This window comes from Halalkalibaculum roseum (genome assembly GCF_011059145.1).
GTDB lineage: Bacteria > Bacteroidota > Rhodothermia > Balneolales > Balneolaceae > Halalkalibaculum > Halalkalibaculum roseum.
On sequence record NZ_JAALLT010000003.1, the window covers coordinates 277,699 to 291,307 of the forward strand.

12 protein-coding genes are annotated in these 13,609 nt (G+C 42.3%); 6 read left to right on the plus strand and 6 right to left on the minus strand.

Annotated features, from left to right (window positions below; all coding sequences use genetic code 11):
* Window positions 1–100: 100 nt before the first annotated feature.
* The 6 genes from G3570_RS09730 to G3570_RS09755 all read left to right on the plus strand — a co-directional run bounded on the left by G3570_RS09730 (window position 101) and on the right by G3570_RS09755 (window position 8,015).
* Window positions 101–2,551 (plus strand): penicillin acylase family protein, encoded by a 2,451-nt coding sequence (locus G3570_RS09730; RefSeq protein WP_165141757.1) that lies wholly within the window; start codon window positions 101–103, stop codon window positions 2,549–2,551.
* A gap of 107 nt (window positions 2,552–2,658) precedes the next feature.
* Window positions 2,659–5,622: a serine hydrolase domain-containing protein gene (locus G3570_RS09735; protein WP_165141759.1), complete on the plus strand. Its 2,964-nt coding sequence runs from the start codon at window positions 2,659–2,661 to the stop codon at window positions 5,620–5,622.
* Window positions 5,619–6,335, plus strand: coding sequence for a cytidine deaminase (locus G3570_RS09740; RefSeq protein ID WP_165141761.1), 717 nt, complete (start codon window positions 5,619–5,621; stop codon window positions 6,333–6,335). Before G3570_RS09735 ends, G3570_RS09740 begins: the two co-directional genes overlap by 4 nt.
* 5 nt (window positions 6,336–6,340) lie before the next feature.
* On the plus strand, window positions 6,341–6,988 hold the full coding sequence (locus G3570_RS09745; RefSeq protein WP_165141763.1) for a hypothetical protein: 648 nt from the start codon (window positions 6,341–6,343) through the stop codon (window positions 6,986–6,988).
* A 194-nt stretch (window positions 6,989–7,182) separates the two neighbouring features.
* Window positions 7,183–7,374 carry a histone H1 gene (locus tag G3570_RS09750; protein ID WP_165141765.1) on the plus strand — a complete coding sequence of 64 codons (192 nt, stop codon included), beginning with the start codon at window positions 7,183–7,185 and terminating at the stop codon, window positions 7,372–7,374.
* A 218-nt stretch (window positions 7,375–7,592) separates the two neighbouring features.
* Window positions 7,593–8,015, plus strand: a complete 423-nt coding sequence (locus tag G3570_RS09755; RefSeq protein ID WP_165141767.1) for a TraR/DksA family transcriptional regulator — start codon at window positions 7,593–7,595, stop codon at window positions 8,013–8,015.
* Between the two features lie 45 nt (window positions 8,016–8,060).
* Here the strand turns inward: G3570_RS09755 and G3570_RS09760 are convergent, their stop codons facing one another.
* The 6 genes from G3570_RS09760 to G3570_RS09785 form a co-directional block, all read right to left on the minus strand.
* Window positions 8,061–9,095 carry a hypothetical protein gene (locus G3570_RS09760; protein ID WP_165141769.1) on the minus strand — a complete coding sequence of 345 codons (1,035 nt, stop codon included), beginning with the start codon at window positions 9,093–9,095 and terminating at the stop codon, window positions 8,061–8,063.
* Between the two features lie 98 nt (window positions 9,096–9,193).
* Entirely contained in the window at window positions 9,194–9,913 is a 720-nt protein-coding gene (phoU, locus tag G3570_RS09765) for a phosphate signaling complex protein PhoU (protein WP_165141771.1), read from the minus strand.
* Between the two features lie 35 nt (window positions 9,914–9,948).
* A complete protein-coding gene (gene pstB / locus G3570_RS09770; protein ID WP_165141773.1) occupies window positions 9,949–10,773 on the minus strand; it encodes a phosphate ABC transporter ATP-binding protein PstB in 825 nt (274 codons plus the stop codon).
* A 41-nt stretch (window positions 10,774–10,814) separates the two neighbouring features.
* Complete coding sequence (gene pstA, locus G3570_RS09775) at window positions 10,815–11,672, minus strand: phosphate ABC transporter permease PstA (protein WP_165141775.1); 858 nt, start codon at window positions 11,670–11,672, stop codon at window positions 10,815–10,817.
* On the minus strand, window positions 11,665–12,540 hold the full coding sequence (pstC, locus tag G3570_RS09780; protein ID WP_165141777.1) for a phosphate ABC transporter permease subunit PstC: 876 nt from the start codon (window positions 12,538–12,540) through the stop codon (window positions 11,665–11,667). Before pstC ends, pstA begins: the two co-directional genes overlap by 8 nt.
* A gap of 33 nt (window positions 12,541–12,573) precedes the next feature.
* A complete protein-coding gene (locus G3570_RS09785) occupies window positions 12,574–13,527 on the minus strand; it encodes a PstS family phosphate ABC transporter substrate-binding protein (RefSeq protein WP_165141779.1) in 954 nt (317 codons plus the stop codon).
* Between the last annotated feature and the right edge of the window lie 82 nt (window positions 13,528–13,609).

The following is a 13,609-nucleotide window of genomic DNA, read 5'->3' on the forward strand; positions in this document are numbered from 1 at the left end:
TTGAAATTAATCGGCACTTTCAATCACCAATTCATACAATAATCAGTGCATCTTTTGTACATTACCCTAACGTTTATGAACTAACCAAGATTCAACTTTCATGAAGACCTTTCTAAAGGGAGCACTTTTTCTGCTGGTATTTATTATCGGAGTTTCGGGCATTGCTATTTACTGGACTTTCTACCGTCCCCTTCCCGATTACAATGGAACCAAGGAGCTCGCCGGTCTGAACAATGATGTAGAAATCCACTGGGATACATTTGGCGTACCTCATATTTATGCTTCAAACAAAGAAGACCTTTACCGAACTGCCGGTTACGTTCATGCACAAGACCGGCTTTGGCAAATGACATTAACACAGCTAGCAGCTGAGGGTCGATTTGCAGAGTTCTTGGGTAAGGAACTTCTACCCTATGATCAGCTGCAACGTACCATTGGGTTTTGGAGAGTGGCAAAAAGAATGGAAGAGCAGCTGTCGGACAGCACCCGATCACTCATTCAAGCTTATGCAGATGGTGTCAACAGCTATGTTAAAAACCATCCGAAATCATTACCTATTCAGTTTGCACTTGCCGACATGGAACCGATACCATGGACAGTAACTCATACGCTTGCTCTCTCCAGGCTTATGGCCTGGGATTTAAATATTCCATGGAAGGCTGAAATAAGTTATTCTCTGGCACGACAAAAACTCAGCGACAATCAATTCAGGCAACTATTTCCCAACGAAAAATTATATGCGGAAAGGCAGCTTTCTGACTCTTCTACAATTCATTATGCTGAGATGCTCATCCCAATGCTGAAAAAGCAGCAGGAACTTGACAAGCTTCTGAATAAACAGGGAAGTTTGAAAGGAAGTAATGCCTGGGCGGTGAACGGTTCTAAAACCGACACCGGATTTCCTCTGCTTGCCGGTGACCCACACCTTGGCCTGAACATGCCGGGCAATTGGTACGAAATACATTATAATTTGAATGGCAAAAATCTATCAGGTGCTACTCTTGCCGGTGCCCCCGTCATCATTCTGGGACAAAACGATTCCCTGGCCTGGTCGCTGACTAACATAATGCTCGATGATACCGATTTTTTTGAAGAGGCTATCAATCCACAAAATTCCGATCAGTATGTGCTGGATACCCTGGCGGGGGAAACCCTTTATGAACAGTTTACTGTTCAGCGAGAGGTTATCAAGATTAAAAATGAAGATGATACCACTTTTACCCGCCGGCTCTCAAAGCACGGGCCCGTCATTTCAAATATTTATCACGACCGGGAACTCATTGATGATCGGGTAATTACCATGCAGTGGACCGGCCTGGATGTTACCAACGAGATGGAAGCACTTGAAAACATGGGATGGTCACAGTCATTTGAAGAGTTTCAACAGGCCCTTAGGTCATTCAGAGTACCAGGCCAAAATATTATCTATGCAGATAAAGCCGGAAATATTGCACAGTTCGCGGCTGCCAATATTCCTATTCGAAATCCCAATCAGGTGTTGATCAGGGAAGGTTGGGATCCCGATCAGGACTGGCAGGGCTATATTCCGTTCAACCGTTTGCCCAAAAGTATCAATCCCGAACAAGGCTGGGTAGCGAACGCAAATAATGCCATCCTTGAAGAAAATTATTCTAACTATATCACTGCTTACTGGCATGGAGATTATCGCTATCAACGTATACGCCAGTATTTGAGTCGCAACGATATTGTTAATGAACAACTATTTCAGCTGATGCAAAACGATACCTACTCTGCTCTGGCTGAAGAAGTAACCGGCTATATTCTGCCCGTTCTTGAATCGAGCCAAAATGAGAATGAGTATTTCGAAACTGCTATCTCCTACTTGCGTAACTGGGATTATACCTACAGTCCATCGGAAACGGCTGCTTCCATAATGGATGTGTTTATACTTGAGCTTACAAGAAACGTTCTCGAGGATGAACTGGGTAAGGACGTCTATGATGCTTTCATCAACTACTCAGGGCAGCCTGTAAGGGTAATCACCAGATTGATGAGGGATGGAAGCTCACTCTTTGACAATGTAAATACCCAACAGGAAGAAACAATGCGCATGCAGATCATTGCAGGTATGGAAGAGGCCCTTCAGTATCTTGTGGATACGCGTGGTCCGGAACCTATTGAATGGCGTTGGGAACAAATACATACCCTTACCCTGAAAGCACCCTTGTTTGGTGAAGCAGCAGAAAATGATTCGGCTCCTGTCGCCTTAAAGCTCATCGTAAACAATATGCTGAATAAAGGTCCGTTCCCGGTAGGCGGTCATAGCTACAGTATCAACAACGGCGAATATCGTTGGACCGACCCTTATGATATGGTGCTTGGACCGTCGATTCGCAGAATAGTCGATTTTTCAGACCTAAGCAGCACGCTATCCATACTGCCAACAGGACAATCGGGCAATCCACTTTCCCAGTACTATGGCGACCAGACAGAAAGCTGGCTAAACGGGGAGTACAAATTCTTTTACCAGGACAGTTCCTTTTTTAATGAAAGTCAGTATAGAAGCATGAGACTGACTCCCCCAGAATGACCGGTGAACAATAGATTGACTCAATTTGAAGTTTAAACTATGTTGCGTCACGAAAAAGTATCAGGCGAAAGCACTATCTAACTTAATACCCCATGTACAACTTATATATGCAAAAGCAATTTTTATTGGTCTTAGTACTCTTTCTGGGCCTCACAACTTTTACATTTAGTTGTTCATCCAGTAAAGAAACTCTTGAAGAAGAGAATCAGACATCACATGGTATTCAACAGGAAAGTGTTCTTAAAAATATCGAAGAGAAGCCTGCTTCTTCTGAAGGTTCAGATACATCTACTACTGCAGAGCATCAAGACATTGCTATATCTGCAGAAGGAGGAATTGATAGCCTTATTGAGGATATGTCATTGCGAGAGAAAATCGGCCAGCTGTTTTTTGTTTCCGCTTACGGAACCTATAAAAGTAATGATAATGCTTCCTACCGGGAACTAGTTTCACAGATCAAAGATCATCATGTCGGAGGAGTAATCTTTTTTAGCGGAGAAATCTATGGCCAGACGATACTTACCAATAAACTACAGGAAGCCAGCAGAATCCCTCTTTGGATTACCCAGGATATGGAATACGGAGCCGCCATGCGGGTTAGGGGTACTACCCGCTTTGCACCGGCTATGGGCGTAGCTGCCACCCGAAATACCGATTATGCCTATTGGGTCGGCAAAGTGACGGCAAGAGAGGCCAAAGCGCTAGGTGTCAATCAAATCTTTGCCCCGGTACTTGATGTAAATAATAATCCGGACAATCCTGTAATCAATGTCCGTTCGTTTTCAGGTGATCCGAAGACCGTAGCCTCTTTCGGTGAAGCATTTATTAAAGGGGCAGAATCAGAAGGAGTAATATCTACAGCTAAACACTTTCCGGGCCACGGTGATACCGACACCGATTCTCATATTTCACTGCCCACTATCAATTACGATTACGCTCGACTCGATTCATTGGAACTGGTTCCCTTCCGTTCTGCCATTAATAACGGATTGAAAAGTGTTATGAGCGCTCATATTGCTTTTCCAAAGATAAGCGATACTCCATCCATGCCGGGTACCATGGATGGATCCATACTCAACGGCATCCTTCAGGATTCACTTAATTTCAACGGTGTTGTGGTAACCGACGGCTTGGAAATGAGTGGTATTTCGTCCAACTACTCTCCCGGAAGTGCAGTGGTCAAGGCTTTGCAAGCCGGGGCTGATCTGATGTTACTTTCACCGGATTTGTTGACGGCAATCAATGAAGTTGAGAAAGCAATTGAAAAAGGAATCATATCCAAAGAGCGAATAGAACACTCAGTTCGCAAGCTGCTTCAATGGAAACAGCAGCACGGCTTATTCGAAAAAAATCGGGTGAATATAGAAAATCTTAGTGCCAGAATAAGCACACGTGAAAATGAACTTATAGCAGACGAAATAAGTAGAAAATCCCTGACACTGGTTAAAAATGAAAACGACATTTTACCAATCCGCCCTGATAAGTTTCCAAAGGTTATGGTTCTTTCCGTTGCAGATGACGAATCGGGCAGCACAGGGACGGGTTTCGCGGAACGACTGCGGACCTACCATCCCGACGTCACTTTTCATGTCTTAGACAAACGTACCAGTGAGGAAGAAGAGCTAACCATTCTGAAAGATGCTCTGGAGACTGATTTACTCATTATTGGATCTTTCATTTACGTCCGTTCGGGTCAATCTGTTCAAATAAGTGAAAAACAGATGAAATTGCTTAAGAGCTTGCCTGATAAGCCCACCGTACTGGTAGCTTTTGGAAACCCCTATGTGGTTCATGATCTGCCGGATAGCGATGTACAATTGATGGCATGGGCGGCAAATAGCGGTCAGATTAAATCGGTTGTGCCGGCTTTATTCGGGGGCAGCAGAATAGACGGAAGACTTCCCATAGAGATACCTGACATGTACAGCAATGGCCATGGCATCGATCTGCCTCAGACCACAGTTCGTTACGATGAGCCTGAAACAGCAGGCTTACAACGAGACTCACTCTTGCAGATCGATCGTATTATGAATGAAGCTATTTTTGACAGTACCTTTCCTGGTGGAGTCGTTGCTGTTGTAAAAGATGGGGTCATTGCATACCGCAAAGCATTCGGATATCACACGTATGATAAACTCGAAAAGGTCAGTGAGACAGATATCTATGACCTGGCTTCCCTGACTAAAGTTCTAGCCACTACCACCTCGGTGATGAAATTGGTTGATGAGGGTGACTTAAAACCATCCGATCCCGTTTCCAAATACATCCCGGAGTATAACAAGGGGCAGAAGCAAAACATTACCATTCGCAATCTGTTGCTTCATAATTCCGGACTACCACCATTTCGTGTTTATGTTGATTCCTTGAAAACCGAAAAGGAAATCATTCAGGCTATAAAAAATGAGCCCTTAATCAATGAGCCCGGTAAAAAGTACGTATACAGTGACCTTGGATTTATTTTGTTGGGTGAAATTGTTGAACAAATTACCGGCACCTCACTGGATAAGTATGTACGTAAAACCTTTTTCTATCCGATGGGTATGGGATCTACGTTTTATAATCCCAAAAAGGTAGGAAACTGGATTTCGAATAAGATCCCTCCTACCGAAATTGATACGGTTTACCGTGAAAAAGTAATTCGGGCCGAGGCACACGATGAATGTGCCTGGTATCTGAACGGAGTCGCCGGTCATGCCGGTTTGTTTTCAAGTGCCCATGACCTAGCTGCCTATGCACAAATGCTGATGAGTGGCGGCAGTTATGGGGGGAGAGATTTTATTTCAACAGAAACTGTGAACATGTTTACAGCGCGACAATCTGAGAACAGTGACCGCGGTTATGGTTTCGATCATAAAAGTGAAGAGGGTTTCAGTTCGGCCGGTACACTAAGCAGTACTGCAACCTATGGCCACACAGGTTTTACAGGAACCAGCATGTGGATTGATCCTGAAAAAAACGTGGGTATCATTATGTTGACTAACAGAACCTATCCGTATAGGTCCTATGGTTCAAAAATCAGTCAGGTACGGGCAAAAGTAGCAGATATAGTAATTTCTTCAATCATGGAATGATGAATATCGAACAGCTTAAAGATTCAAACTATGTTCCCTATTCCGGAAAAAGTTCCGTTGCAGTGGTAAAGAGTGTAGCCGGAAATTACTATCCGGGAGTACGGGTAGAAAATGTCACTTTCCCACTGACTATCAATGCTGCGCAAAATGCCTTATTCACATGCTTGAGTGAAAAAGAAAGGCCCAAAGCAATTTATGTAGAAGATACCAAAGCAAATGACCTTGAATTCTGGAGAAATGAATACAATGTATGGGTTTATCCACATGAAGAACTTGAAACCGGAGACTTAAAAGAGATACTATTGGATCTTCAGGAAAGTGAAATTAAATCAACGCTGAAAAAACTTTTGGATCATGCAGTCACTGAAAATTCCGACTTTCCTGTTTCTGCACTCCTGAAAACACCCCGGGGATATGTTTCAGGCGTAAACATTGAATGTTCCGAATGGAGCCTGGGGCTCTGTGCCGAACGGGTAGCCATTGGCAAAGCGTTGTCTTATGGCATCAAAGATTTTGAATCTATCTATATTCATACGCGATCGGGTGAATACAGTAGCCCATGTGGGGCTTGCAGGCAGGTCATTTACGAACATATGCCCCACAATCCGGTGCACCTGTTTCATGCAGACGGAACACGTTCCAAGCACTTCAGCTCTGACCTGCTGCCATATAGTTTTCGTTCAACCTCTCTAAATGTAAATGCTCGACAATAATTTTTATGCAATATCTTGCAGCTCTCGATTACGAACATCTCGACAACGGTGTATTTCTTACCTCTTTGGCACGATCTATCTCACGTCAGAAGAATGTACGTCCTATACTCCTTCACGGTGACAGTGAGTACACCGAAAGAGTGATACAAACCGGTGTTATGCGTGAAGAGGCTACCATCAGAAGCATCAAGGGCCTTAACCACAGGCTTATCGCACTGCTCGCAGATCAGGGAGTATCAACGATTGGCATAAACGGTTACCAGCGAGAGTTTATCACACTCAAAAACGACACGTTAAGCCTTGACAAGAAATTCTTTGACTCTTTACCCGGCCAATCGGCCTTGCTTATCTCTACGCTTGTCTTAGACGCCTCAAACGGCAGGCCGACTCCCGTTCCACTTACAAAACTAGCTTTGTTCCTCAGAAGTAAGCTTAACCTAAGAGATCTCTTTATATTTTCCGCTTCAGATGCGGATGAAATATTTACCCAAGAAGAGAAACCTGATAAAGTAAAGTGGAGCAAGCTCGATGAGGAGTATCAAAATGTGTTTATTCCAAAAGAGTTTACGAATTTTGGGGAACCTGTAAGACTCACTACTGCCCGGGATTTTGATCAAGTACCTGATCTTTCCAAGACATCTCTAATCCACTGATTTCATTTTTACCGGAACTTATAACACCTCATCTCAGTAAAATTGAAGTAAAATCAAGGATTAAATATTAAAAACCCCTTTTTTACTTGACAGAGCATCATCATATACATAGATTCGACCATTCGAAGAAAGTTACCTAACAGGTACATAAGGATTTAAATAACTAATAAATACTAACTAAACGGAGTTATACAATGAGCCGATACGATGAAATGAAAGAACTTTTAGATCAGCTGGAACCTGACATCAAGAAATTCTATAACAAGGGAAATAAAGCAGCAGGAACACGTGCTCGTAAAACCCTTCAGGAAATGAAGAAAACTGCCCAGGATATTCGTCTTGAAATCCAAGACTGGAAGAACAGTGGCAAAGTTGACGAAATCTAGTCGCCAGTACACATTTTATTAAAAGCCGCTTTTTTTAAAGAAAAGCGGCTTTTTTTTATTTCCCTTCTCAATTTACCGGTCTTTTTCTCTCCCATCCCTAACTGCCTCCTCATATAAACTGGCTTATAAGAATAAGTGCTTCGGCTTTGAAATCATTTGAGATTCATCTCAGTTTATAAAGGTGAGAGTAAGAAGTATAAATTAATAGCCTAGTTACTATGGCAAATTTAGACGCCCCATTAAATAATTCACCATATGATGAAGAAGAATTAATTCATTTTAAGGAGTTGCTTGAAGAAGAAAAGGAAGAAGCGGAAGAGGAAATTCAAAATTTGAAAGAGTCAGTAGAAGATCTGACCGGCACTCAAGATGATGAATACTCATCAGCAGCTCATCATCAAGGTAATGTTGCTAGTGAAGAAGAGGAAAAAGAGACTCTTTTCAAGCTAATCGAAAGAAATAAAAATAAGATCAAGGAAATAAAAGCCGCCCTCGACCGCATTGAGAAAGGCAACTATGGAATTTGCGAAGAAACCGGGCAAAAGATTCAAAAAGAACGATTAGAGGCCATCCCGTATGCGCGTTATTCAGTGGAAGCACGCAAAAAGGATGACCAATTTCAGAGTCCGCCCAAAGTCTGATAGACATCAGTTACTGTAAGGCATTTAATCATCTAGAATACCAAACTAGAAATTATAATGCAGAGTGAGTCTGGGCATAAGATCCGTATCAGGAGTAGTGCCCAGTGCAGTTTCTCCATAGATCACGGACTCAATATTCGGGATCAGATGAATATTTTCTTCTAATTGTATATCAACTCCGGCTATAATAAGTGTCGACTCTGCCTGATTACTGAATGGCAAGTAGTCAATGCCTTCCCCGCCCGGATTTGGATTGAACATGTGATCAATTCTCAATATGGAAGTTATCTTATCTGTCATTTCCATATTTGCAAATATAGATGCCAGATTTAAATTTACATCACCCAAAGCTGTGGTATTATTTCGGAACTGGTAAGCATATAGAGCTCCTACATTCAACTCTTCACTTTGATATCCTATAAAACCCTGCGCCGTATAGATATTTCGGTCATTGGGCTGACCGTTAACATCGCCATAGGCTTCAATAATTATATTCTCGGTCAGCTGATAATTTATAGCAAGCATTACTTTCTTGCCTTGGTTCAACTCGTTCCTATTACTGTTTCCGTTACCAAGCATGAAATTGTATCCCACTCTCTGCTCGTCACCTACTTTGCCTTGCACTTTAATACCAAAATCCCTGGAACTGCCGAAACCTTGTAAATCAAGCGGCGTCTTTTCCAATGCACGGAAACCCCAGACATCTTCCACTACTCCCCAAGTAGGTACGGAAGTTATTCCTGCGTAGACAGCATGATTGTCATTTTCCCATTTTAAATACGCATCTTTTACTGATGGAACCACGCTTGAGTTTGTGATAAAATCACCTTCGCTGCTCATATCAAGTCGTAACCTGCTGGAAAAGGAATCACTTAATTCACGGTCATAAGTAAAACGAATACGCCGGAACCAAAACCCGTTATTACCTTCAAGATCTGAATTATGGTTCATCGGTATCCAGTAAAAATCTCCAAATACAGTACCTTTGATTGTTCCGGATTCACCTATGTTAACCTGGGCAACTGAAATATTGGTACATACCAATGCCATGATAGAGCAAATCAATGCTATACGTTTCATACGAGTGCTGATTATGTTTTGATTTGTGTGCTGATCGAATTAATGGAATGGCAAAACTTGTCGGTAAAACACCAGCCATTCATTTAGATACTTCTTATTCAGGAATCGGATTCATTCTCAGAATTGGATTCGGAATTTTTCCCATCCCCGTTTTTAGACTTGTTCTTTTTGTGCTTCAGTACTTTTGCTTCTATATAAAATATCAGTTCCTCAGCTGTGTTCTTGGTCAGATCTCCTACCCGCTCCAGCTTCCTGATTATTGAAAACAGGTAAAGATATTGCTGGGCTTTTTCAGGATCTTTCTTGAGCAGTTTAGCGGTAATATCAGATGCTTCCCGGTTGATTTCATTAAGCACCTTATCCTTTGCAAATACTTTGCGGGCCAGCTGGGTATCCTCAGAAATAAAGGAACTAAATACGTTGCTTAGCATCTCGATGGCCGTTTCGTACATCTCCTCTATGCGCATTTCCTCGATAAGTTCTTCATCGATTGGGCCGCCAAAGTCAAGTATGTATTTGGCAATGCTATTAGCATGATCGCCAAGCCGTTCCAGATCGGAATTAATTTTAAAGGAAGCCAACACAAAACGGAGATCCACTGCAACCGGGTTGAACAAAGCTAAAATGTTTTCGCAATCCCGGTCGATTTTCAATTCTAGCGCATCAACCCTTTTTTCATTGGCTGTTATTTCATGTGCCAGTTCTTCATTGTAATCAATGAGGGCTTCATGTCCTTTTTCGAGCTGGGTTTTAACGAGATACATCAGTTCCAGTATATCGTCATTCAGTAAACTAATTTCAGTATCTAAATAGGCCATAATGCTGATCTTGATTTATTATGTGGTAGCCTTGATTAGCCGAATCTACCGGTAATATAATTCTGTGTTCTATCTTTTTCGGGATTCGTAAAAATTTTCTGTGTATCCCCATATTCAATAAGTCTTCCCATATAGAGGAAAGCCGTATTATCACTTATACGCCCTGCTTGCTGCATGTTGTGAGTCACAATTACGATAGTATATTTCTTCTTCAGCTCGTGAATCAATTCCTCAATTTTTGCAGTAGAAATCGGATCCAATGCTGAAGTAGGTTCGTCCATAAGCAGAACGGAAGGCTTTACAGCCAGTGCCCTGGCAATACACAGACGCTGCTGCTGTCCACCTGAAAGTGAAAGGGCCTGCTTATTTAAGTCGTCCTTGACTTCACTGTAAAGTGTAGCGTTCTTTAGTGATTTTATAACTCTTTCTTCAATGAAGTCTTTATCCTTTATGCCCTGAATACGCAGGCCATAGGCGACATTATCAAAAATGGATTTTGGGAAAGGATTAGGCTTCTGAAATACCATTCCAACCTTCTTTCGTAACTCCTCCACCTTGATAGATTCATCGTAGATACTCTTCTTATTAAGGAGTATTTCCCCATTCATTTTGAATCCGTCGATATAATCATTCATCCTATTGAACAGACGCAAAAATGTTGACTTTCCGCATCCAGAGGGGCCAATAAAAGCGGTGATGGAATTATCAACAATATCCAATGAAATATTATCTATGGCTTGAAAATCGCCGTAGAAAACATCAATATTTTTTGCTTGTAATTTGAAATCCTTGTTATCCGGATTCAATTTTGGCACCGTTTTATCCCTGGTCGCCTTTGGATTTTTTGCTTCAGCTTGCATAATAAGCTCTAAGTTGATTTAGTCTCTAATTCTATGGTGATCTACCAGCTGACCTTCTCTTGCCACTTGTTTCGTAAGTAAACAGCAATCCCGTTCATTACAAATGTAATAGTCAGCAATACAATGATGGCAGCTGCCGCATTGATAACGAATTCTTCCTGAGGACGTGAAACCCAGTTGAAAATTTGTATGGGGAGTACGGTAAATTCATCAAATGGCCCGGATGGAGCAAAAGGTACATAGGCCAAAGCCCCTACCACGATAAGAGGCGCGGTTTCTCCTACTGCACGGGAGATAGCGAGTATCACACCAGTCAAAATACCTCCGAACGAAGCCGGTAATATCTGCTTCCAAATGGTTTGCCATTTCGATGCTCCCATAGCAAAAGAGGCATCTTTGATCGTTTTGGGGACTGCCCGAATGGCTTCACGGGTGGAAACGATAATAATCGGCAAAATCAATAATGAAAGCGTCAGTGAACCGGCAAGAATACTGTTACCCATCCTTGATAGTCTTACAAACACTTCCAGACCCAGCAAACCATAAATGATTGATGGTACTCCGGCAAGATTGGCTATATTGATTTCCAGAAAAGTATTTAGTTTGTTCTTCTTTCCATACTCCTCAAGATAAATACCTGCCCCGACTCCGATAGGAAATGATATCAAAGTAGTAAGCACCAGTATCCACAGAGTACCGATCCATGCCGTATAAATGCCTGATTGCTCAGCAAAACGAGAGGGTAGACTTATCATAAATTCCCAGCTTAACCGCTCAGATCCCTGGTAAATGATAAAAGCCAGAAAGATAAACAGAATAAGAATGCAGCTGAATGTAGCCGTTATTCCGATACCCTTGAAGAGCTTGTCTTTATATCTACTCGATCTATCGCTACTCATATTTCTCCTGATATTTGGTTCGTATCCAATAACTGATGTTATTCAGGATAAATGTGAAGACGAAGAGTGTGATACCCGCAGCAAAAATAGTCTTGTAAGCCAGTGTACCATATGGTACGTCACCCATACTGACCTGTACTATATAGGCAGTAATGGTTTCAATTGGAATGGTGGGATCCAATGTCAATCGGGGTTGATGTCCGGCTGCGATAGCCACGATCATGGTCTCGCCTATGGCTCGTGATATAGCGAGTATTGCTGAAACTATGATGCCGGAAGATGCCGCCGGAACCATTACTCGAAAAGCCGTTTGAAACTTTGTTGAACCCATTCCGAAGGATGCCTGCCTCAGTGAGTTGGGAACCGAACTCAAAGCGTCTTCACTGAGTGATGATACAAACGGAATAATCATTATGCCCATCACTATCCCCGGGGATAGCGCATTAAATCCCGAAAGCTCCGGAATGATATTTTTTAGAAAAGGAGTCACGATCATTAACGCGAAGAAACCGTAAACAACCGTAGGTACCACTGCCAGGACTTCAAGCATTGGTTTCAAAATCTTCTTGAATCGTTTCGGAGCATACTCGTTTAAATACACTGCTATGGTAAGTCCCACCGGTAAAGCCACCGCAATAGCAATAGCTGTGGTTAAAAAAGTACCGGATAACAGCGGCAGAATACCATAGCTTTTCTGTGTAAACAGTGGCGTCCATTGCGTATCAGTCAGAAAATCAATAATGGAGACTTCCTGAAAAAATGCTATTGCCTCGATAAGCAGTATCAGTATGATACCGATTGTAGTGAGAATAGTCAGCAGGGCGCATGCCGCCAACAACTTCTCTATAATTTTCTCTTTCAGTTTCATGGAATACAAAGCTGAGGGAAGATCTGAGAAGAATTAGTTTTCAGAGGTAGCAGTGGAATCAGCCCCTACAAATTCCTGAAATTTGTTCTTCTGTCTTTGATAAGCCGAATCCGGCATTGGCACATATCCTATGTCTTTCGACAATTCAGGAGCATTATTCAGATAAAAATTCACAAATTCCTGAACCTGCTTTTTCTGGGCAGCGGATTCAGAAATATAGATAAAGAGCGGTCTGGAAAGTGGTGTATAAGTATTATTGGATACGGTTTCTAAAGAAGGTTCAACCGGTTCACCTTCACCGTCTTTAACACCTAACAGTTTCAACCTGTCAGCATTTTCCTCAAAATATGCGAGACCGAAAAATCCGATCGCATATTTGTCGGTTGCAATACCCTGTACAAGCACGTTATCGTCTTCACTTGCTGTAAAGTCACCGCGACTGGAACCGCTTTCACCGACAATTGCTTCGGTAAAATAATCATAGGTCCCTGAGGCAACGCCCGGTCCATACAGATGAAATTCTTCGTCCGGCCAGCCATCTCTTATTTGGTTCCAACGGGTAATGTTTCCTTGTGCAGTCGGCTCCCATATTTCTTTCAGTTCTTCAACAGTAAAATGATCAACCCAGTCGTTTTCCGGGTTTACAACAACAGCTAAACCATCATAGGCTACAGAAAGTCGTACGTAATCTACGCCAGCCTCTTCTGCCTCAGCAATCTCACTCGGCTTTATCTCTCGGGAAGCGTTATTAATATCAGTTTCTCCCCGAATAAATTTTTGAAAACCTCCACCGGTTCCGGATACCCCTACGGTCACTCTTACGTTTGGAGCTTCACTCCGGAACTCTTCTGCTACAGCTTCCGTAATTGGGAAAACCGTGCTTGATCCATCAATTTTAACCTCACCGTCGAGTCCATCTGAATTGTTGCCTGAACAGGAAGCGAGTAGCATTCCTAGGAAGATTGCTATTGCAAAGTATAATCTCATTGTCTCAAAATTTTCTATTAGTACCAATACCAGTGATTGGTGTGCTGATTTTTATGGTGCCTTAATGTATTGGAAAAGCAGG